Origin of the sequence: Caballeronia sp. J97 (assembly GCF_905220305.1) — a bacterium.
Lineage (GTDB): Bacteria > Pseudomonadota > Gammaproteobacteria > Burkholderiales > Burkholderiaceae > Caballeronia.
Genome location: NZ_CAJMZL010000019.1, coordinates 82,771 through 104,400, shown reverse-complemented (window position 1 = coordinate 104,400; position 21,630 = coordinate 82,771). Strand labels below are relative to the sequence as shown.

At 62.7% G+C, this 21,630-nt stretch carries 15 protein-coding genes and 1 pseudogene; 8 read left to right on the top strand and 8 right to left on the bottom strand.

Annotated elements, in window-relative coordinates; genetic code table 11:
* Positions 1-5: 5 nt before the first annotated feature.
* Positions 6-722, bottom strand: a pseudogene (gene mnmD / locus U4Y90_RS22865) (tRNA (5-methylaminomethyl-2-thiouridine)(34)-methyltransferase MnmD); the annotation flags it as partial.
* A 3-nt stretch (positions 723-725) separates the two neighbouring features.
* A complete protein-coding gene (locus U4Y90_RS22860) occupies positions 726-1,433 on the bottom strand; it encodes a YceH family protein (protein ID WP_321797944.1) in 708 nt (235 codons plus the stop codon).
* Positions 1,434-1,866: 433 nt separating this feature from the next.
* Here U4Y90_RS22860 and U4Y90_RS22855 point away from each other — a divergent pair, with 433 nt between their 5' ends.
* Together U4Y90_RS22855 and U4Y90_RS22850 are read left to right on the top strand one after the other, a co-directional pair.
* Positions 1,867-3,339 carry a circularly permuted type 2 ATP-grasp protein gene (locus U4Y90_RS22855; protein WP_321797943.1) on the top strand — a complete coding sequence of 491 codons (1,473 nt, stop codon included), beginning with the start codon at positions 1,867-1,869 and terminating at the stop codon, positions 3,337-3,339.
* Between the two features lie 61 nt (positions 3,340-3,400).
* A complete protein-coding gene (locus U4Y90_RS22850; protein ID WP_321797942.1) occupies positions 3,401-4,402 on the top strand; it encodes an alpha-E domain-containing protein in 1,002 nt (333 codons plus the stop codon).
* Positions 4,403-4,412: 10 nt separating this feature from the next.
* Here the strand turns inward: U4Y90_RS22850 and U4Y90_RS22845 are convergent, their stop codons facing one another.
* On the bottom strand, positions 4,413-5,483 hold the full coding sequence (locus U4Y90_RS22845; RefSeq protein ID WP_321797941.1) for a putative zinc-binding metallopeptidase: 1,071 nt from the start codon (positions 5,481-5,483) through the stop codon (positions 4,413-4,415).
* A gap of 164 nt (positions 5,484-5,647) precedes the next feature.
* Between U4Y90_RS22845 and U4Y90_RS22840 the strand changes: the two genes are divergently transcribed.
* From U4Y90_RS22840 to U4Y90_RS22820, 5 genes are all read left to right on the top strand, one after another.
* Entirely contained in the window at positions 5,648-9,112 is a 3,465-nt protein-coding gene (locus U4Y90_RS22840; protein WP_321797940.1) for a transglutaminase family protein, read from the top strand.
* Between the two features lie 37 nt (positions 9,113-9,149).
* The gene (locus U4Y90_RS22835; protein WP_321797939.1) at positions 9,150-11,774 is read left to right on the top strand and encodes a circularly permuted type 2 ATP-grasp protein; all 2,625 of its coding nucleotides are present in this window, start codon (positions 9,150-9,152) and stop codon (positions 11,772-11,774) included.
* Positions 11,771-12,667 (top strand): transglutaminase family protein, encoded by an 897-nt coding sequence (locus U4Y90_RS22830; RefSeq protein ID WP_321797938.1) that lies wholly within the window; start codon positions 11,771-11,773, stop codon positions 12,665-12,667. Before U4Y90_RS22835 ends, U4Y90_RS22830 begins: the two co-directional genes overlap by 4 nt.
* A gap of 105 nt (positions 12,668-12,772) precedes the next feature.
* Positions 12,773-13,681: a hypothetical protein gene (locus tag U4Y90_RS22825; protein ID WP_321797937.1), complete on the top strand. Its 909-nt coding sequence runs from the start codon at positions 12,773-12,775 to the stop codon at positions 13,679-13,681.
* Between the two features lie 118 nt (positions 13,682-13,799).
* Positions 13,800-14,777 (top strand): aldo/keto reductase, encoded by a 978-nt coding sequence (locus U4Y90_RS22820; RefSeq protein ID WP_321797936.1) that lies wholly within the window; start codon positions 13,800-13,802, stop codon positions 14,775-14,777.
* 6 nt (positions 14,778-14,783) lie between these two features.
* On the opposite strand, the gene U4Y90_RS22815 is transcribed toward U4Y90_RS22820, so the two are convergent.
* The 5 genes from U4Y90_RS22815 to U4Y90_RS22795 form a co-directional block, all read right to left on the bottom strand.
* Positions 14,784-16,340: a phospholipase D family protein gene (locus U4Y90_RS22815; protein WP_321797935.1), complete on the bottom strand. Its 1,557-nt coding sequence runs from the start codon at positions 16,338-16,340 to the stop codon at positions 14,784-14,786.
* A 28-nt stretch (positions 16,341-16,368) separates the two neighbouring features.
* Positions 16,369-17,724: a TAXI family TRAP transporter solute-binding subunit gene (locus U4Y90_RS22810; protein WP_321797934.1), complete on the bottom strand. Its 1,356-nt coding sequence runs from the start codon at positions 17,722-17,724 to the stop codon at positions 16,369-16,371.
* Positions 17,725-17,883: 159 nt separating this feature from the next.
* Positions 17,884-19,011 carry a hypothetical protein gene (locus tag U4Y90_RS22805; RefSeq protein ID WP_415749402.1) on the bottom strand — a complete coding sequence of 376 codons (1,128 nt, stop codon included), beginning with the start codon at positions 19,009-19,011 and terminating at the stop codon, positions 17,884-17,886.
* Between the two features lie 286 nt (positions 19,012-19,297).
* Positions 19,298-19,852 carry a TetR/AcrR family transcriptional regulator gene (locus U4Y90_RS22800; protein ID WP_321797933.1) on the bottom strand — a complete coding sequence of 185 codons (555 nt, stop codon included), beginning with the start codon at positions 19,850-19,852 and terminating at the stop codon, positions 19,298-19,300.
* 65 nt (positions 19,853-19,917) lie between these two features.
* Positions 19,918-20,340, bottom strand: a complete 423-nt coding sequence (locus U4Y90_RS22795; protein ID WP_321797932.1) for a hypothetical protein — start codon at positions 20,338-20,340, stop codon at positions 19,918-19,920.
* 180 nt (positions 20,341-20,520) lie between these two features.
* On the opposite strand from U4Y90_RS22795, the gene U4Y90_RS22790 reads away from it, so the two are divergent.
* A complete protein-coding gene (locus U4Y90_RS22790) occupies positions 20,521-21,630 on the top strand; it encodes a peptidyl-alpha-hydroxyglycine alpha-amidating lyase family protein (RefSeq protein WP_415749405.1) in 1,110 nt (369 codons plus the stop codon).

The following is a 21,630-nucleotide window of genomic DNA, read 5'->3' as shown; positions in this document are numbered from 1 at the left end:
GATTGGGCTCGCTTGCCGACGAGCATCGCGCGCTTGCCGCCAAAGCCCGCAACCTTGCGGTAGTCGAAGCCGTTATCGATGAGTGCACGCTTGACAGAGCCCGCGCTGGTATAGGTGGCGAATGTCGCATCGTCTTCGGCGATGCGTGCGAGCGACGCGAAGATGAGTGGCGTCCACATGTCGGGATTCTTGGCCGGCGCGAAGCCGTCGAGATAGATCGCATCTGCCGCGACGCCGAGGTCGGCCAAGCGCGGCAGGAGGTCGGCGGCATCGCCGAAAGCGAGGGTCAGCGAGATTGCGCCAGCCGCGAATGCAAGCCGATGCAAGCCGGCTTCGAGCAGCGGCCAGTTTGAAGCGAGCGCGTCGGTCAAGGGCGCGTAAGCATCGTCGTCGATGATCGCTGCATGCGCGGTGCGCAAATCGTCCGCGCTGAATGGATGCTTCTCAATCGACACGAATTCGAGCACCGGCGGGCGATGCGCGTCGGCAAGCCATGCGGCCCACGTCGAAAGAAAATTGACGCCCATGCCGAAGCCGGTCTCGAGCACGGTGAAGCGCGGCTTGCCGCGCCAGCGCTCCGGCAGGCCGTTGCCGTCGAGAAAAACGTGGCGAGCCTGAGCCAGCGCGCCTGCCGCGCTGTGATAGATGTCGTCGTGGCGCGGCGAGTACGGTGTTCCGTCGTCGCGAAACACGAGCGGCGCCGAAATCAGACGCTCACCCATGGTTCAGGCATCGGACGACGATTGATTCAAAGTGATGCCCAATTCGCTGGCCATTTGCTGAACCATCGCGCGCAACTGAACGACTTCGTGAGCAAGGCGCTTTTGCTCGGACCTCAGCGCTTCGAATTCGGAAAGCGAAAAAGATTCGCCGGCTTGCGGTTCGCGCGAGGGCACATCGCTTATGCTCACTTCACCGCATAGCAGATGCATCCAGCGGCTTTCTCGTTCGCCCGGCGTGCGCGACAGTTTTACGACATGCGGTGGATCGTTTGCGGCGAGTTCATCGAGAAAGCTTTCGACCGATGATATGTCCGCAAACGAATGCAGCCTTGCACTGTTGGCGCGCAGTTCCGCCGCCGTTTGCGGGCCGCGCAGGAACAGCGTCGCGAGCAGGGCGACCGACTGGCTCGGCACGCCGAGCACGCGATTCACGTTGTGTTCGAAGCGCGGCACGCGGCTGCTGCTGCCTTCGATGACGAGGCTAAGGCGCTTGAGGCCATCGATCGTCGTCAGCACTTCATCTTCGCTTACGTTCATCACCGGAGAGCGTGCTGTCTTCTGATTGCATCCCGATGTTAGGGAATTCAACGAAAGAGGATAAGTGTCCGGCACGGTATGCTGTTTCTCGACGAGCACGCCGAGCACGCGTGCTTCGAGCGGCGTGAGTTCGCGCAACGCGGGACGGGGTACGGCTTCGGATGGGGTATTCATAGGCGTGGGTAACGTGCGGTAAGGCACCTATGATACCGGCGCCGCATGCCACTTCCGTAATTCGCGCACCGCCATGCAGCATGAATATCAACCCCTGCGTGTGCAACCCGCGGATTTGATGCGCCGTTTTGGTGCAAGATATCGAAATTGCCTGACTCGAAGGGCCTAATACAAGGAGGCGAACCGCTTAGATCATTGGCATTGAAGTTGCTTTTTCTCAATCGGCACTGGGCTGCCCGCGCAAACGATGCTCCACACGAAAATGGTGTGACCGACATAAAAGAGTATCGCGCTTCGAGGTCGCCTATCGGCGTGTCCATGCTGCCGGACACGTCGCGTCTTACGGGCTCTTCAAGCGTCTTGCGAGTGCAACCAGGAATACGAGCGAAGGGGAAACGCCACCCCGGCATGCACTTCATTTGGAAGACCGGCTATGACGCAAGCATTCTTCAACGAGATGTTCGAGCGCAGCGATCTGGAGGCGCGCGGCTTGTCGGCGGAGGCATTTCGCGGCGTGGGCGATCCACGCACGCACTACCGCGACTTCATGACCTGGCTCGCCGCGCAAAGCGAGCAACAGATCGATATCAAGCGCGCGGAAGCGGATCTCAACTTCCGGCGCGTCGGCATAACATTCGCGGTCTATGGTACGAGCGATCTGCCCGGCATCATTCCTGAGCGCACGATTCCCTTCGATGTCATACCGCGCATCTTCCCCGCCGACGAGTGGCGCTCACTGGAGCGCGGCCTGCGGCAGCGCGTGAATGCGCTCAACCGCTTTATTCACGACATCTATCACGAACAGGACATCATCCGCGCGGGCATCATTCCCGAGGCGCAGATACTCGGCAACGCCCAGTATCGTCCCGAGATGCGCGGCGTCGATGTCGCGCGCGATATTTACGCGCATATCGCGGGCATCGATATCGTGCGGGCCGGGCAGGGCGAGTTCTATGTGCTGGAGGATAACTTGCGTGTTCCGTCGGGCGTGTCGTACATGCTCGAAAACCGCAAGATGATGATGCGGCTCTTTCCCGATCTCTTCGCGCGCAATCGCGTTGCGCCGGTCGCGCATTATCCGGACTTGCTGCTCGATACCTTGCGCGCGGCCGCGCCGGCCGCCGTCGAAAATCCGACGATCGTCGTGATGACGCCGGGCATGTATAACTCGGCCTATTTTGAGCACGCGTTTCTTGCGCAGCAAATGGGCGTCGAACTCGTCGAAGGGCAGGATCTCTTCGTCGAGAACGATTATCTGTATATGCGCACGACCCAGGGGCCACAGCGTGTCGATGTGATCTATCGGCGCATCGACGACGACTTTCTCGATCCGCTGGTGTTCCGGCCGGATTCCGCGCTCGGCGTGCCGGGATTGATCGCCGCATATCGCGCGGGCAACGTCTCGTTGTGCAATGCGGTCGGTACGGGCATCGCCGACGATAAGTCGATCTATCCCTACGTGCCGGACATGGTGCGCTTCTATCTCGGCGAAGAGCCGATTCTCAACAACGTGCCTACGTGGATGTGTCGCAAGCCAGACGACCTCAAGTACGTGCTGGATCATCTGCCGGAACTCGTGGTGAAGGAGACGCACGGAGCAGGCGGTTACGGGATGCTCGTCGGTCCGGCTTCCACGGCGGCGCAAATCGCGGAGTTTCGCGCGGTGCTCGAAGCGCATCCGGAGAAATACATCGCGCAGCCCACACTCGCGCTCTCCACCTGCCCGACCTATGTCGAAGCGGGCATCGCGCCGCGTCATATCGACTTGCGTCCTTTCGTGTTATCGGGCACCGAAGTGCGCATGGTGCCGGGTGGCCTGACGCGCGTCGCGTTGCGGGAAGGCTCGCTCGTCGTGAATTCGTCGCAGGGCGGCGGCACGAAGGACACGTGGGTACTGGAGCGCTGAGCAAACATCCTGAAGAAAGCACTGAGTCACCAAAGACAACGACAAACAACCGGGAACACCCATGCTGAGCCGTACCGCGGATCATCTCTTCTGGATGGCGCGCTATACCGAACGCGCCGAAAACACTGCCCGGATGCTCGACGCGAATTATCAGCTCTCGCTCTTGCCGCAGTCCGATGAATATGCGGAACTGGGCTGGCGCGCGATGCTGTCGATATCGGAGTTGAGCGGCATCTATTCCGCCGCGCATCGCGGCATGAAAAGCCGCGACGTGATCGACTTCATGGCGCGTGATCTGACGAACCCGTCGTCGATCGTCAGTTGCTTGCGGGCCGCACGCGAAAACGCTCGAGCCGTGCGCAGCTCGACCAACAGCGAGCTATGGGAGTCGCTCAATACGACGTGGCTCGACTGTCAGCGCATGCTCGCCGACGGCATTCTGGAGCGCGAGCCCTATACGTTCTTCGAATGGGTGAAGTTCCGCTCGCATCTGTCGCGCGGCGTGCAACTCGGCACGCTGGTCAAGGACGATGCGTTCTATTTCATGCGTCTCGGTACTTTCATCGAACGCGCGGACAATACGGCGCGCATCCTCGACGTCAAGTTCGAAATGATGGAGCAGCGCGCCGAGACATCCGCACAATCGTTCGATTATCACCATTGGGTGGCGGTGCTCGGCTCGGTGTCGGGTCTGGAGGTGTATCGACGTGTCTATCGCGATGTCATTACGCCAGAGCGCGTGGCGGGCCTGCTGATCCTTTATGGCGACTGGCCGCGTTCACTGGCAGCGAGCATCGCGGAAGCGGAGCAGTTGATCGGGCAGGTGACGAAAGGGCGCGACACAGAAGCGACGCGGCTTGCCGCGCAATTGAGCTCGGAATTGAAAGACGGGCGCATTCGCGACATTCTGCGAGGTGGCTTGCATGCCTATCTCGTGGATTTCCTCGCGCGCGTGAACGATCTCGCGGGCCGCGTGAGCCGCGAGTTTCTGTTGCCGATCGCACCCGAGCCGCCGACGGAGACGCAATCGCAGTCACAGTCGCAATCGCAAACCAAAGGCTGAGCGCGTGTTTCTAGCGCCCGGCCGCGGCCGCGACGACGCGGTGCACGAATCGAAGCTTGTCGATGACCGCCGGCGCGAGCGTGAACGGATAACCGTCCGGCATGCCGAGGCTGCGATTCAGGCTGTTCAGCACATAAGTGAGCGGAAACCAGCGTTTCATCAGGTTATCGAACGTGGTTTCCTCGACCGGCGTCTGGTCGGTGAGCGTGGGTTCGTGCGGGCTATCGGGTACGAGCACGAGGCCGCACGATACGGCGGTGTCGAGCGTATCGACGATATGCAGGTAATGCGCCCAGGTTTCCGACCAGTCTTCCCATGGATGCATCGTGGCATAGGCGCTGATGAAGTTGTCTTCCCATCGAGCGGGCGGCCCTTCTCTGTAATGGCGATCGAGTGCGGCGGCGTAGTCGGTTTGTTCGTCGCCGAATGCGGTGCGAAACGGTGCGATGCGAGCCGTGTCGGCGATCAGGCGATCGAAAAAATAGTGCCCGGATTCATGACGGAAATGACCGAGCAGGGTTCGATAAGGCTCATGAAGCGCGGAGCGTGTTTTTTCTCGGTGCGCGTCGTCCGCCTCGGCGATATTGAGCGTGATGATGCCGTTGTTATGGCCCGTCATGACGCCGTGGCCTTGCGCGTCGGCTTCGAGAAACTGAAATTCGAGGCCGCGCTCCGGATCGTTCTTGCGCGAGTTCACGGGCAGCCCCAGTTCCGCGAACGTGTAAAGCAGGCGGCGCTTGGCCGCTTCGATGCGATACCAATAAACGCGGTTCTCCGGATTCGTGAGGTTGGGAATCGTGCTCGTCAACTGGCACGAGCAGCAAAGCGTGTCGGATGGGCCGGCGTCAGGCGCGGGCACGACCCAGTTGCAGACGTTTTCGACCGCGTAGTTATGGCATGGTCGATAAAAGAGCTCTTTCGCGAGCGGATGAAGGCTGCGCCAGCGGCCGTCATCGGCGTCTTCGAAAGCGCTTATCTGATTGATCTCGGGCACGTAGCCGAGTCGCGCGCCACAGTTTTCGCAATGCGTGTTCTCGAAAAATACGAGCTGATTGCAGCGGTTGCAGTGAAAGGTCTTCATCGTGTGATCGGCGGTAGTGGTTTTGCGCGATGTTCGGTGCGCGCGCTGTCGGCGGTGCAGCCGCAAACATCGTGCCGTAACCCGGCCGTCTTTTCCATGACAAACAGAAAGCGCGTTGCAGCGCGTGTTGCGTGCACGGCGTCATTTGAACAAAGGAGTCCGGTGTGTCCATTCGTGTCGCGTTGAACCATGTCACGCATTATCGTTACGACCGGCTCGTCGGTCTGTCGCCGCAAGTCGTCCGCTTGCGGCCCGCACCGCATTGCCGCACGCCTATCGTGTCGTACTCGATGCGCGTCGAGCCCGAGGATCATTTCATCAACTGGCAGCAGGACGCGTTCGCGAACTATCAGGCGCGGCTGGTTTTCCCCGAGAAGACGCGCGAATTCAAGGTGACGGTCGATCTCGTCGCCGAAATGGCCGTTTATAACCCGTTTGATTTCTTTCTCGAGCCAGCCGCGGAGAAATTTCCGTTCGCTTATGCGCCCGAACTGCTGCACGACCTCGCGCCCTACATGGTCAAGCGCGAGCCGACGCCGCGCTTCGCGGCATTCGTCGAAAGTATCGATCGCTCGCCGCGCGCCACGATCGATTTTCTCGTGGAACTCAATCAAAGGCTCTCGCAAGAAATTCGCTATCTGATCCGCATGGAGCCGGGCGTGCAGACGCCGGAGGAAACGCTCGAAAGCGCGGCGGGTTCGTGTCGCGATTCGGGCTGGCTGCTTGTCGAGACGCTGCGCCATCTCGGGCTGGCCGCACGCTTCGTGTCGGGTTATCTGCTGCAACTCGCACCGGACACCAAATCGCTCGACGGCCCGAGCGGCACCGAAGTGGACTTCACCGATCTGCACGCCTGGTGCGAGGTATTCCTGCCGGGCGCGGGATGGATCGGCTTCGATCCGACCTCCGGCCTGCTCGCGGGCGAAGGACATATTCCGGTCGCGTGCACGCCGGAGCCGGACAGCGCCGCCCCGGTCTCGGGCGCGATCGACAAATGCGAAGTCGAGTTCGCCCATACGATGTCGATCGAGCGCGTGCTGGAAACGCCGCGCGTCACGAAGCCCTACAGCGAGGAAGACTGGGGTGCGGTGCTGAACATGGGCGAGCGAGTCGATGCGCAGTTGAGCGCATCGGACGTACGGCTCACGATGGGCGGCGAGCCGACCTACGTCTCGGTGCGCGACCGCGACGAGCCCGAATGGAACACCGACGCACTCGGCCCGACGAAGCGAGCCTACGCCGTTTCGCTGATGGACAAGCTGCGCGCGCAATACGGCGCGAGCGGCTTCCTGCACATCGGGCAGGGCAAGTGGTATCCGGGCGAGCAATTGCCGCGCTGGGCGCTGTCCCTCTACTGGCGCGCGGATGGCGAACCGTGCTGGCACGATCCGACGCTCTTTGCGGACGAGCGGCAGCCAGCTTCATACACCTCGGACGACGCTGCGCGCTTCATTCGCCATCTCGCCGGCAAGCTGTCATTGGATTCAAAATACATTCAACCGGCGTACGAGGACACGTGGTACTACCTGTGGCGCGAGCGCCGCTTGCCGGTGAACGTCGATCCGTTCGACTCGCGCCTCGACGACGAACTGGAGCGCGCGCGCCTGCGTCGCGTGTTCGATGCGGGCCTTCCGTCGATCACGGGCTACGCGCTGCCGATCGCGCGCGAAGACGGCTCGGCGATGCAGCCGGGGCACTGGACGAGCGGGCCGTGGTTCTTCCGCGACGAGCGCATGTACCTGATCCCGGGCGATTCGCCGATGGGATACCGCATGCCGCTCGATTCGCTGCCGTGGGTGTCGGAGAGCGATTACCCATGGCAGCACGTGCACGATCCGTTTGCACCGTCGACGCCATTGCGCACCGCAACTGAATTACGCATGCAATATGCGGACTTGGATAATGAATCGCGCATGCAAAATGCCGGCGCGGGCGGACCACCGATGCAAAATGCTGCCGCGGGCAGGGCGTTGCGTGGCGCCGCAACCGGTGAAGCGCGGGAGCGCGTCCCCCAGCGTGGCGAGTCTGCCGGCTGGATTGCACGCACCGCCGTGTGTGTGGAAGCGCGCAACCCCGCGCGCGCGGCCGGTCCGAAAGCGGAAGCGGATGCCCTCGAGAAACTCGGCAACGGCAACAAGCTGATGCATGTATTCATGCCGCCGCTCACCGACGTCGACGCTTATCTCGACCTTCTGGCCGCCATCGAAGCGACCGCGGCCGATCTCAGGATTCCGGTGATCGTCGAGGGTTATCCGCCGCCGCGCGATCCGCGTCTCAAGATGCTGCAAGTGACGCCCGACCCTGGCGTCATCGAGGTGAACATTCATCCGGCCGCGAACTGGAACGATCTCGTCGAGCACACCGAGTTTCTCTACGGCGCCGCGCACGAGTCCTATCTGAGCCCGGAGAAATTCATGCTCGACGGCCGGCACACCGGCACGGGCGGCGGCAATCACTTCGTGCTCGGCGGTGCGACGCCTGCCGACAGCCCGTTCCTGCGGCGCCCCGATCTGCTCGCGAGCCTGATCGCGTATTGGCACAATCATCCGTCGTTGTCGACATTGTTCTCGGGTCTCTTCATCGGTCCGACGAGCCAGGCGCCGCGCGTCGATGAAGCACGCAACGATCAGGTCTATGAACTGGAGATCGCGTTCGCCGAATTGCAGCGTCAACTCGATCTGCTCGGCGGACGAAGCAATGCGACCGTGCCGCCGTGGCTCATCGACCGCATTCTGCGCAACATCCTGATCGATGTGACGGGCAATACGCATCGCGCGGAATTCTGCATCGACAAGCTGTATTCGCCCGATGGGCCGACGGGCCGGCTCGGCCTGCTGGAACTGCGCGGCTTCGAGATGCCGCCGCATGCGCGCATGAGTCTCGTGCAACAACTTCTCTTGCGCGCGCTCGTCGCGCGATTCTGGGACACACCCTATACCACGCGCCTCACGCGATGGGGCACGGAGTTGCATGACCGCTTCATGCTGGGCACGTTCGTGCAAATGGACTTCGACGACGTGCTCGCCGATTTGCGCGATGCGGGCTTCGCATTCGAGCGAAGCTGGTTCGCGCCGCACTTCGAGTTTCGTTTCCCGCTCGTCGGCGCATACGATACGAACGGCATCGCGCTCACGATTCGCAATGCGCTCGAACCGTGGCATGTGCTGGGCGAAGAGGGCGCGATCGGCGGCACGGTGCGTTTCGTGGATTCGTCGGTCGAACGTCTCGAAGTGCGCGTGCTCGGCCTCAACGGCAATCGGCATGTCGTGACTGTCAACGGCGAGACGGTGCCGCTGCAACCGACGGGGCGTGTCGGCGAATATGTCGCGGGCGTGCGCTTTCGGGCGTGGTCTCAGGCGGCGGCGTTGCATCCGACCATCGGCGTGCATGCGCCGCTCACTTTCGATATCGTCGATACATGGACGGGGCGCGCGATCGGCGGTTGCCAATACCATGTCGCGCATCCGGGCGGGCGCAACTATCAGACCTTCCCGGTCAACGCGTATGAAGCGGAAAGCCGCAGACGTGCACGCTTCTTTGCGACCGGGCACACACCCGGCGCGATGCACGTCGAAGCCCGCGAACGCAGCCTCGAATTTCCGTTCACGCTCGACCTGCGCTATCGTTGAAGCGAAATCATCATTCGAATAAAGAATCGAGACGACATTGGCTTATCAATCGACCTTGCCGTTCGATATCGCCGCCGCGCGCATCGATGCGCTCGCGCTGCTGCGCACGCTGCCCGCGCGCGAAGGGCATTGGGACGAACTGCGCGATGCAGCCGGCCAGTTGCGCGAACCGTGGCGGCATTTCTTCGAGCTGCTCGGCGAGCAGGGCATCGCGCGGCTCGACGATGGCGTAGCCGCAGTCGCGCGGCAAGTGCGCGACAACGACATCACGTACAACGTCTACGCCGATAACGGCAAGCCGCGTGCGTGGTCGCTCGATCTTTTGCCGCTCATCATCGACGAAGAAGAGTGGGCGCTGATCGAGCGCGGCGTCGCACAGCGCGCACGTCTGATGGAAGCGATCGTCGCCGATGTCTATGGCCCGCAGACGCTGCTGCATCGCGGGCTGCTGCCGGGCGCGCTCGTCTTCGGACATCCCGGCTACCTGCGCGCGGTGAAGGGTTTCATGCCGCCGTTGGGCCGCTTCCTGCAGATCGTCGCAGTGGATCTCGCGCGCGCGCCGTCGGGTGCATGGACGGTCATCGCGCATCGCACCGAAGTGCCTTCGGGACTCGGCTATGCGCTCGAGAACCGGTTGATCGTCGCGAGCCTGTTCGCCGATCCGTTTCGCGCGATGCGTGTGAGCCGTCTCGCGGCGACCTATTCGCAACTCATCGCGACCATCGCGCAAGCCGCGCGCGCGACGATGCGCGATGACGAAGACGGCCGCAGCAACGGATCGAGCGATGCACCGCATATCGCGTTGCTGAGTCCGGGCCCTTTCAGCGAGACTTATTTCGAGCATGTGTTTCTCGCGCGCTATCTCGGCGTGACGCTCGTCGAAGGCAAGGACCTCACGGTGCGCCACGACAAGCTCTATCTCAAGACGCTGGCCGGCTTGTCGCGCGTGCATGCGGTGTTGCGGCGTCTGGACGATGCGTTCTGCGATCCCGTCGAGCTGCGCGCCGACTCGACCATCGGCGTGCCGGGCTTGTTGCAGGTGATGCGCGCGGGCAACGTGATGGTATCGAACGTGCCGGGTGCGGGCTTCACGGAATCACCGGCGCTCAACGCATTTCTGCCCGGCATCGCGCAAGCGTTGCTGAACGAGCCACTCGAATTGCCGACCGTGCCGACATGGTGGTGCGGCGAGGAAGCCGCGCGTCGCGAAGTCTTCGAGAGCCTCGACAGCGCGCTCATCGCGCCGACCTGGCCCGGTCCGCAGGCCGATCGTGCACCGGGCATCGATGCGGGCGTGCAGGCGCTCGCGGCATGGCGCGAACGCATCGAACGCGCGCCGGATGTCTTCACGATTCAGGAGAATTTGCCGTTCTCTACGACACCGCGCTTTCACGATGGCGCGCTCGGCGCGCGCCCGTGCGTGCTGCGCGTTTATGCGATCGCCAACATCGACGGAAGCTGGAGCGTGTTGCCCGGTGGCTTCACCCGGCTCGCGGCCGACAAGCGCGCGACGGTGTCGATGCAGTTCGGCGGCAGCAGCGTCGATACATGGGTGATGTCGAGTCAGCCGGGTGGCGCGGTATCGCTGCGCCCCACGCCGATGAAACCGGGCGAATTGCGCAAGCATCGCATCGTGTCGAGCCGCGCCGCGGAGAATCTCTTCTGGGCGGGACGTTACGGCGAGCGCGCGGAAAACAACGTGCGCCTGTGCCGTCTGTTGCTCGGCATGCTCGATGGCAGCGACGCCGAAGAACTTTTTCCGACGCTCGCGGAGCTTGCATCGCAATGCGGACTGATCCCGAAGACGGATACGCTCGCGCGCAGCACGCCGCAAGCGTTCGAGCGTGTGCTCGTCGCGGGGCTGCCGGAGTCGAACAGGGCGACGAGCATCGGCGGCAATCTCGCGGATCAGGCGCGCGCATGCGGCGAGATACGGGACCGGCTTTCGACGGATCATTGGCGCACGATTCTCGCGTCGCGCAACGACTTTCGTGATGCGCTCGCGCGCCTCGTGCTCGACGATGCCGTCGACGACAGCACGGTGCGCATCGGCCTCGATTACGATCGGCTGATGCTGGCGAGCGCGCTGGAACAACTCGCGACGCAACTGTCCGCAATAAGCGGTGCGCAAGGCGATCGCATGACGCGCGACGAAGCATGGCGGCTGCTCTTCATCGGGCGGCATATCGAGCGTGTTTCGACGATGTCCACGATTCTGCGCGTCGTTGCCGAGCGCCGTACGCTCGCATCGCCCGCCGGCTTCGATCTGCTGTTGCAACTCTTCGACAGCACGCTCACCTATCGCTCGCTGTATCCGGGAAGACTCGAAGTGCCCGCGCTGATCGACTTGATCGTCGTGGATCAGACCAATCCCCGTGGACTCTACGGCGTGTATGCGCGCCTGCGCACGAAGCTCGATGAGATCGCGGCGGCAGCGGGCGGCGCGCGTCGCGCACAGGCGACACGCTTCGCCGATCTGCTCGTGCACGCGGATGCTTTGCCGGATCTCGCCGCGCTGTGCGAGACGCGAAAGGACGGCCGTCATGACGCGTTGATCGCGCTATGCGACAGGCTCGTCGCATCGGTCGGCGCGGCATCGAACGAAGTCAGCGCGCGCTACTTCAGCCATGCGAACACGCTCGCCGCGCAGGTGTCGTCATGAATCTCGGCCTGAACGACACGGTGCTCGCGGTCACGCATCGCACGACCTATCGCTATTCGACGCCCGTCGAGATCGCGCAGCATCTCGCGACGATCCGTCCGCTGCATTGCCCGTGGCAGCAGGTTATTTCGCATACGGAGCGGATCGAGCCGGTGCCGTCTTATGTGCATAGCCGCGTCGATGCATTCGGCAACGACGTGCTGTACTTCTCGCTCGATGCGCCGCATGAGCGCCTTTCGATGACGAGCGAAACCACGGTCCGTCTCACGCCGCGCTGGAGTGCGCTCGATGCGCAGGACACGCCGCCGTGGGAAGACGTCGCGCGAAGGCTGCGCTATTGCGCGAGCGGTTCGTTCTATCCGGAAAGCGAGTTCTGTTATGCGTCGCCCAATATCTCGCTGGATCATGCATTGCGCGCCTATGCGCAAGCGAGTTTCGATGCGGGCACGCCGCTTGTTGCGGGCGCGATCGATCTGATGCATCGCATTCACGCGGACTTCAAATATAAGCCGTCGGCCACCGCGTTCGATACGCCCGCGTCACGCGCGTTCGAATTGCGTCATGGCGTGTGTCAGGACTTCTCGCAGGTGATGATCGGTTGTCTGCGCTCGCTCGGACTGCCGGCGCGTTACGTGAGCGGCTATTTGCGCAACGATCCGCCGCCCGGGCATCCACGGTTGATCGGCGCCGACGCATCGCATGCGTGGGTGTCGGTGCATTGTCCGCAAAGCGGATGGATCGATCTCGATCCGACCAACGACGTTCTCGCGGATCTCGACCATGTCACGCTCGCGACGGGCCGCGATTACAGCGATGTGTCGTTATTGCGCGGAATGATACTGGGCGGCGGCGCGCATCACGTGGATGTGGCGGTGAACGTGCTGGCGCTTTGAGCGCGGCGCGTCGTGACAGAAAGTCAGGATTCCGGAAACACGCGGACGTAGAATGAGTCGATTCACGGCACATGTGCCGTGACTTTTTCGACTCGAGGCTTCCGAATGTTTCAGAACACGAAAACCCTGGGCGTGATGGTTTATATCGACAACCATCCGGGCATGCTTCAAGAGTTTCAATGGATCTACAAGAGCTGGATTCACAGCGGTAACTGGACCACGTCCGACTTGATCGTCGTGCATCATCCGGACGCCGCCCACGCGTTGCCATTGCATGAAGAAGGTGTCGTCGGCGTGCCCTGTCTGCCGTTCGCCGCACCGGGGAGCGTGTTCGAAGGCTATCACTTCATGAACTCCATCGGCTGCCTGTCAGGGCCGCATGTCGACGAGATTGCGCTGCGCTATCCCTATCTTCTGCGCACCGATGCCGATGTATTCCTGACGAAGCATCTCGTGGATTTTCGTCCGAGTTATCCGGTGCACGGTCGCGGCCATTATCACCACAGCGAAGATTTCCGCGAGAAGATGCTCGATTTCTGTCGCCGGCACGGTGTGCCGCATCACAATCATTTCGGGTGCGGCCATTCGCTTCTCGCGGAAGCCCGGCTCGTCGTGCACCTTCTGCGTCGGCAAATCCACTGGTGCGAACTGTTGCTGCGCGACTTCGGCCCGGACCCGGCGAACTGGGGCACGTGGCCCGGATGGTTTCGCGGCGTGTCCAGCATGTATGCAGCGGAAATCGCCGCGCAGGAAGCGGGCAACGAATACATCTGGCTAGGCCGCGAGCGCATTCTCGATGTCGAAAGCTTCTGTCAGGCGAAGATCGATAACCTCGTCTTTCATATTCACGCGGTGCATACGGACGATTACTTCTCGAAGTCCGAGTATCGCAAAGGAACCTACGACGGCATCGACGCGAACACGCTCGACCCGAGCTTCATCAACCAGTATTGTCATTGGCTCGCCGCTTCGTCCGTGGACGAAGTCAAGCGCCTCGCCGGCTATCCCCACTGACACCCGGCGAAAGTCCTCCGAATGCAAGCCACGCGATGCTGAGTTAATGTTCTAGCTTTCGTCGCTCATGCGCGAGCCCGCTCGCTCACGCCTTTCGCTTTGCAAGGAGAATCGCACGATGGAATACGTGAAACTGGGCTCGACCGGTCTCGAAGTGTCGCGGCTCTGTCTCGGTTGCATGACTTACGGCGTGCCCGATCGCGGCACGCATCCCTGGACGCTCGACGAGGAAAAGAGCCGCCCGCTCATCAGGGAAGCGCTGGAAGCGGGCATCAATTTCTTCGACACGGCCAATACATACTCCGACGGCACTTCGGAGGAAATCGTCGGACGCGCGCTGCGCGATCTCACGAAGCGCGACGATATCGTGATCGCGACCAAGGTCTTCAATCGCATGCGTCCCGGCCCGAATGGCGGGGGGCTCTCGCGCAAGGCGATCTTCAACGAGATCGACAACAGCCTGAAGCGTCTGGGGACCGATTACGTCGATCTCTATCAGATCCATCGCTGGGACTACACGACGCCGATCGAAGAAACGCTCGAAGCGCTGCACGATGTCGTGAAAGCGGGCAAGGCGCGTTATATCGGCGCGTCGTCCATGTACGCATGGCAGTTCAGCAAGGCGCTTTATACGTCGCGCGCGAACGGGTGGACCGAATTCAAGACGATGCAGAACCATTTGAATCTGCTGTATCGAGAAGAAGAGCGCGAGATGATGCCGCTTTGCAAGGATCAAGGCATCGGCATGTTGCCGTGGAGTCCGCTCGCACGCGGCCGCCTCGCGCGCGAATGGGATGTGACGAGCGCGCGTCAGGAATCGGATACGTTCGGCAGCACGCTCTATCGCGCCGACGACGCCGATCGCGCCGTGGTCGAAGCGGTGGCCGCGGTCGCGAAGGCACGCGGCGTGCCGCGCGCGCAGGTGGCGCTCGCATGGGTCGCGCAGAAGGCGCCGGTGACCGCGCCGATCATCGGCGCATCGAAGCCGAATCATGTGAGCGATGCGGTCGCGGCCTTGTCGCTGAATCTCACGGCGGAAGAGATCGCGCAGCTCGAAGCGCCGTATGTGCCGCATGCCGTGGCCGGCTTCAAATGACGCGCATCATAGCTGTGATTCGATCGGCAGAATCCCCAGTATCCAGATTCCCGCGCGCTTGAACGCGGACACGCCGGGCTCGCTATCGAGCTCGGTCGTGTTGCCGTTGCCGTCGGTATCGATCCACACCATGCGCGTTCCGCCGTTGCCGTCATCGCGCAACTCGACACGCCACGCGATGCGATCGATGTTCGTGCCGATGCCATCAGCCACTTGCACGGCCGCCGCCTCGCTCTCGCAATACACGCCGATTTCGGTATTCAGCTCCACCGAGCGCGGATCGAGATTCATCGAGCCGATGAAGATGCGCTTGCGATCGAACACGTAGGTCTTCGCATGCAGCGACGCTTTCGACGAACCGAAGGTCGTTTTCTTCGCGCTCTTGTCGTCTTCCGCCGACGCAACAGGCTTCAGCTCATACAGTCGAACGCCCGCTTCGAGCATGTCCTCGCGATAGCGCTGATAGCCCGCATGCACTGCGGCGACATCGGTGGCCGCGAGCGAATTCGTGAGCACGGTCACGCGCACGCCGCGCGCGGTCATCGAGCGCAGCCATCGGACCCCTTCCTTGCGCGGCACGAAGTAGGGCGACACGATCAGCATCTCATGGCCGGGTTCGAGATCGAGCGCCTTGAATTGCGACATCAAATGGCCTTCGGTGTCGCCGGGGGCGCGCGTGATCTTCGCGGGATCGTCATAGAGCAACGTCGCCTTGCCCCACGAGAATGCGGTGTCGTGCGCCTGAATCACGCTGATATAGCGTTGGCGAACCTGCGCGACATAAGGCGAACTCTGTTCCGACAGCAGATAGGTATCGATCTTCTGGCGATAAGCGGCGAGCGCATCGGGATCGGCGTGACGTCCCAGGAGATTCTCGATCGGATAGGCCGCATCCGAATTCCAGTACATATCGAATGCGCTCGATACCTCGCGCACCACGGGACCGTGCACGAGCACATCCAGATCGCCGAACGCGACCGTGCTCGATGCGCCGAAGTATTCGTCGCCGATATTGCGCCCGCCGAGAATCGCGGCCTGGTTATCGGCGATGAGCGCCTTGTTATGCATGCGGCGATTCACGCGAAAGAATTCGGCCGCGGAGCCTAGCTTCTTGAACGTGCGATTCGCCACGGGATTGAAAAGCCTCACCTGCACGTTCGGATGCGAGGCGAGCGCGAGCAGGAACTGATCGTCGCCATTGGTGCCGAGGTCGTCGAGCAGAAGGCGCACGCGCACGCCGCGATCGGCGGCGCGCATGACCGATGCGGCCATTTCGCGGCCGGTCAGATCGGCATGCCAGATGTAGTACTGGAGATCGAGCGTGCGCTCCGCGGACTCGCTGAGGATCACCCGCGCGATGAGCGCGTCCATGCCGTCCGATAGCAGATGAAACCCGTTGTCGTCGGGATGCGCGGCCTCGCTCGCCGCGAAGGTCGTGCCGAGGCGCGTGTTCGTGGTGTCGGTCAGGGCGTGAGTTTCGAGGCGTCCGGTCTGAGGCGGAAGGCTTGCACACGCGGTCAACAAGAGCGTCAACGTAGCGGTGAACCAGGTACGAATTTTCATTGCGTGCCCTCGATCATGGGATGCCTGTCTATGCCATGCGCGGTTCGCGCCGCGACGCTTCGGTGAGGCGCGCGCGCACGAAGCTGACGTGCTCGCGCAGCACGTAGAGCGCGTCGGCGTGGGCGAGCGGCAGCTTGAGCGTATCGAGCGATTCCTCGATGTAATCGAGCTCGACGAGCAACGCGCGCCGTTCGTCTTCGTTGGTGACGCGCATCGCGCCGCGCTCCACCGCGATCAGCGCGCCGTAATAGCGATAGATGCGCGAGCGCACACGCCAGCGGTACAGCGCGGGCACGAGCCGCAGCGCGGGAAAGATCAGCACCGCGACGGGCAGCAACAACACGAGCGCGCGATCCGCGATGTTCGCGAGCCAGAACGGCAGCGTGCGATACAGGAAGCTCTTGCCCGAGCGGTAATAGCGGCTCGCGTCCTCGCTGATCGGAAACTCATGCGCGACGGGACTCGGGAACTGTCCGGCGCGTTGCAGCAATCCGGCCGTGCCGTGCACTTCCTGCGCTGCCTCGATGAGCAGATCGGATAACGCCGGATGCAGGCTCGGGCGCGCGACCAGCTCGACCGTCGGGCTGATCAGATGCACCGCCTCCGCTGGAATGCGGCGGCCGAGATCGAGCACGCCGGGCGGCAACTCAATATCGTCGAGATAAGGAAACAGGCGGGTATAGGCGCTTGCTTCCTTGAAGTCCATCACCGAAATGCCGGGCACGCGCAAGAGCCGCAACATCAGGCCGCGCGTCGCGGAGTCGCCGGAAAGAAAGACCGCGTCCGCTTCGTTGCTGACGAGTTGGGTCGCGGCCTGCAGGCCGTCGGTGGGCAGAAGTTGTGTGTCGCCGCCGGTATAGATGCCGTTCGCTTCCAGGAGCTTAAGCGACAGCATGCGCGTGCCGCTGCCTTCGCGGCCGATCGCGATGCGCTTGCCCTCCAGTTGCGAAAGCAGCGTGAGGCCTTTGCCGCGATAGAACACGACGAGCGGCACATACGACACGCTCCCGAGCGACATCAACTGCGACGCTTGTTCCTTCGTCGCGATGCCGCCTTGCACGAGCGCGAGATCGACGTGCTGCTTCGGATCGAGCAGGCGTTCGAGGTTCTGCACGGAGCCATCCGAAGGCAGCACCTTGAGCGTGATGCCGCTACGTGCAAGCAGCTTCGCGTATTCCTGCGAGATGACATAGAACGAGCTGTCGGGTTGACCCGCGCTCATCGTGATGGTTTTAGGCGGCGCGGGATCGACGAGCCAGTAGACGAGCGCGACAACGATCGCAATGAGCAGCACGACGGGGCCGGCCGTCCACGTGATGTCGTGGAGGACACTCTTCGCATGATCGCGAGGCAGATGCGGACGCTTCATGCGATGGCTCGTCATGAGCGTGCGTCCGTGACTGCTTGCGTGCCGGGAAAGACATGGAGCATGTCGTGTCTGTGTCGGAAGCGGCGTTGCTTCGCAGTGTAACGCGGGACGCCGATGAAACGACAAGGCCGGCGCGCGTGCGGCCGGCCTTCGTCGATGCTATCCGATACGCGTTCATGCCCAGTGCGCGGGAATCCAGAACCGGCCGACCCAGTGCCCCGGGATCAGGACCGCACGGTGCGGCACCACATACACCGTCTTCGCGGGCGGCGGGGGCGGCGCGACATAGACCGTCTTGACCGGAGCCGGGGCAGGCGCGACGTACACGGTCTTGGCCGGCGGCGGCGGCGCGACGTACACGGTCTTGGCCGGCGGCGGTGCGACGACCACGGTCTTGGCCGGCGGCGGTGCGACGACCACGGTCTTGGCCGGCGGCGGAGGGGGCGGCGTGACCACGACCGCCGACTGAGCCGGGGACGGCGCAACGACCACGGTCGTCGAAGGCGGCGGGGGCGGCGGCACGATCACGGGCGCGGCAACGACCGTGGTCCCGGTTACGACCGGCGTCGTGGCGACCACCGTCGTGCCCGTCGTCACCGTGCCGCCACCGACGACCGTCGTGCTGTGCGAGCCGTTCGTGACCGTCGCGGTGCCCGACGTGGTGACCACGCCCGGCGCGACGCTCGTCGCGCTGCCCGAGTGCGTGACGGTGCCCCCGTTCGCGGTATTGACCGTGCCGGAGCGGTTGCAGGTGTAGCCCGCGCAATTCGTCGATGCCGAGTGCGTCGACGTGTTGCCGTTGGGGCCCGTCACCGAGCCCGACGACGAGTACTGGCCGGGCGCCGTGCGCGTCACCGTATCGCTGCCGGTCGCGGTCTTGCCGTTCGGGCCGGTCGCGCTGCCGGTGTGCGCGCAGCTGCCGCCGGCGCAGCTCGTGTCGCCCGCGTGCTGCACGGAGCGTCCGTTCGGGCCGTACGCGGTGCCGGAGTTGGAGAACTGGCCCGGCGCGGTGCGCGTCACGGTGCCGGAGTTGGTGGCGACGCGGCCCCACGGATTTTCGACGCCGCCGGCATGCGAGCAACTGCCGCCACCGCAGGAGCCGACATGCGCGCTCTGGTATTCGCCACGGCCGGTGTAGGCGGTGCCGCCGCGCGCCCAGCCGGCGAAGGCGGAGCTGCTGGCGAGCGTGAGTGCGGCGGCTGCCGCGACGACGAGCAACTGGCGCACACGACGCTTGCCGGAACCCGCGTCGGAGGCAGCGGCAACGCGGACGTTTGAAGCGAAAGTCGATCGGGTATTCACGGGATGTCCTTCTCGGTTCTTTAGGCCACGTTGCGCTTCGTGTGGCGACGGAAGTGACTATAGAGAAGGGGGCGCGCGAAGTCCCGCGGTAACTTATTTCACGCCATGTCATGGATGGTGAAACGCTGCTGAGCCTTATTGCAAGAGCGTTTGCCGGTTTTCGGGCAGCCCCGGGACTTCTGCGCTCGACATACATTCGCGCGCTGTATTGCACCGCCCGGCGCGGCCCGATTCAATCATCACAACAATCGAAACCATCATGGCCACATCGCGGCGATCGAGCGCGTCATGACGTTTTCGATTCGTCGGACGGCAACAGCGAGAACAGGGTTTCGATAGCGGTGCTCGCACGGCGCTTGCCGTCCGCGCGGCCGACCGCGAGATCGATGACCGCGAGCCCGACCACGAGCGCGTGCACCATCGACACATGCTCTTTGGTGACGGCGAGGCCCATTGCCTCGAGCATGCGCGTGATGCGCACGGCGACGCCTTCCGCGAGTTCGCGAAAGAGATCGCGTATGGTCGGCTCTTCGTCGGCGGCTTGCGCGAGCGCCATCAGTACGCGCGTATTCTCGTGGCGTATCGCGACATTGGCGATCGATGCAGCAGTTATCTTGAGCGATGTTTCGCCCGCGAAGGTATCGACGGCGGCGAGTTGTCCGTCGATCGCGGTGCGCGCGACGGCTTCGATCAATGCGAGTCGCGTCGGGAAATAGTAGGTCAGGTGACTTTGACGCACGCCCGCGCGTGCGGCGACGCGCGGCTGCGTGAAACCCGAATAGCCTTCTTCGCGCAAGGTGGCGAGCGCGGCTTCGAGTATGGTTTGTCGGCGATCCTGCACGAGGCGCGATCCCTGTTTGGTTGATTTACCAAACCTTAGCGCGAGCGATGCGCGGCGTCAACTTATCAACGGTCGTATGACGGTGGTTGTGGATTGTGCGCAGGGTTCGTGTCGAACTTGCGGATATCGGTGATCGCATCGCTCGCGAGCGACTGAAGATCGGCTTCGAGCGCGTCGGCGAGTGTCTTGTCGTAGACTTCTTCGCCGTTCACATAGAGCGTGAATGCTTCGAGATATTTCGCTTTCTTAGCGGGGTTTTCGATGGTTTCGCGGGTCCATCGATAGAGCGGATAGTGCTCGATGCCATCCCGCTCCGCTTGCGCGACGTAATCGGCGAAGGCATCGTACTGACATTTCAATTGGGCGTCGTGCTTGATCAGCAGCGCGTTGATCGGCGCGAGCATTTCGTTCGCCGGGTCTCGGCGCGCCATCGCGGCATGTTCGGGCGCGAGACGGATTCGAACTTGGTATTGCCAGGATTCGGTCATGATGTCCCTTTCGGCGTTGAAAGCAATCTTTGGGCTCGCATGTGAACAACGCGGTTCATGCACTACACTTCCTCTCGCATCGCGAAGCAAGCCGACCATCGATGTTCATCATTGCAGGCGAAGAACAAGAGGAGGGTAACAGTGAGTCTTCGACACTCGATGTACTGCCCATGTTGCGACATGGCGCCCGAGGCTGCAAGCCGCCGCCGCTTTCTGACGCTCGCGGGCCAAGGCGTCGCCGCGCTCGCACTCTTTCCGCATCTCGCATACGCCGATAACGACGTCCCGTCCATTGCCTACGATTCGGTTCCTGATCCGGTGCGTTTGCCGCGCGATGTGTACTTCGGCGAATGCTCCGGCGTTGCGCTGAATTCGGCGGGACATATCTTCGTGCTATCGCGCGGCAATAGTATCGGTCCCGCATACGGCGCGGCCGCGGCGCAATTGCTCGAGTTCGATCGCAACGGGCGTTTCGTGCGCGAGATCGGCCATAACCTTTATGCCTGGTCTTTCGCGCATACAGTGAAAGTGGACCGGCAAGACAACATCTGGGCCACCGACAAGGGCTCGGACATGATCATCAAGTTCACGCCCGAAGGCCGCGTCGCGATGGTGTTCGGCCGCAAGCAGGAAGCATCGGATGAAGAGACCGCGCCGCTCAAGCATCCGAATCCGCCGCTGCCTTCGGAGCCGGGGCGCTTCCGGCAAGTGACGGATGTCGCGTGGGATGCCGCGGGCAATACCTACATCAGCGACGGATACATCAATTCGCGTGTCGCGAAGGTCGACAAGGATGGCAACTGGCTCAAGTCGTGGGGCGATCGCGGCAGGGAACCGGGTCAGTTTCATACGCCGCATAGCATCGCGGTCGACAGAAACGGACTGGTCTATGTCGCCGATCGCAGCAACCGTCGCATTCAGGTTTTCGATGGCGAAGGAACCTTTCAGCGGCAATTCACGATCGACGTGCCCGTCCCGCCCGATGCGCGCCCGGCTATCGGCAACATGCCCGATGAAGCCGCGATCGCAGCGGGCACGTTCGCGCCGGGATCGCCGTGGGCTATTTGCATTTCGCCGGGACCGAATCAGGTTTTGTATTCCGCCGATGCATTTCCCGGCCGAATCTACAAGTTATCCCTCGATGGAAAATTGCTCGGCGTGCTCGGACGATCGGGCAAACAATTGAAGCAGTTCGGGTGGATTCATGAAATGGCATGTCCGGCCGAGAACACGTTGTTCGTCGCGGAGCTGCTCAATTGGCGGGTGCAGAAGCTGATCTTGCATGGATGA

Coding starts and splice junctions, on each gene's coding strand:
- U4Y90_RS22860 (WP_321797944.1), bottom strand. CDS start 1,433: ATGAATACCCCATCCGAAGCCGTACCCCGTCCCGCGTTGCGCGAACTC.
- U4Y90_RS22855 (WP_321797943.1), top strand. CDS start 1,867: ATGACGCAAGCATTCTTCAACGAGATGTTCGAGCGCAGCGATCTGGAG.
- U4Y90_RS22850 (WP_321797942.1), top strand. CDS start 3,401: ATGCTGAGCCGTACCGCGGATCATCTCTTCTGGATGGCGCGCTATACC.
- U4Y90_RS22845 (WP_321797941.1), bottom strand. CDS start 5,483: ATGAAGACCTTTCACTGCAACCGCTGCAATCAGCTCGTATTTTTCGAG.
- U4Y90_RS22830 (WP_321797938.1), top strand. CDS start 11,771: ATGAATCTCGGCCTGAACGACACGGTGCTCGCGGTCACGCATCGCACG.
- U4Y90_RS22825 (WP_321797937.1), top strand. CDS start 12,773: ATGTTTCAGAACACGAAAACCCTGGGCGTGATGGTTTATATCGACAAC.
- U4Y90_RS22820 (WP_321797936.1), top strand. CDS start 13,800: ATGGAATACGTGAAACTGGGCTCGACCGGTCTCGAAGTGTCGCGGCTC.
- U4Y90_RS22815 (WP_321797935.1), bottom strand. CDS start 16,340: ATGAAAATTCGTACCTGGTTCACCGCTACGTTGACGCTCTTGTTGACC.
- U4Y90_RS22810 (WP_321797934.1), bottom strand. CDS start 17,724: ATGACGAGCCATCGCATGAAGCGTCCGCATCTGCCTCGCGATCATGCG.
- U4Y90_RS22795 (WP_321797932.1), bottom strand. CDS start 20,340: ATGACCGAATCCTGGCAATACCAAGTTCGAATCCGTCTCGCGCCCGAA.
- U4Y90_RS22790 (WP_415749405.1), top strand. CDS start 20,521: ATGGCGCCCGAGGCTGCAAGCCGCCGCCGCTTTCTGACGCTCGCGGGC.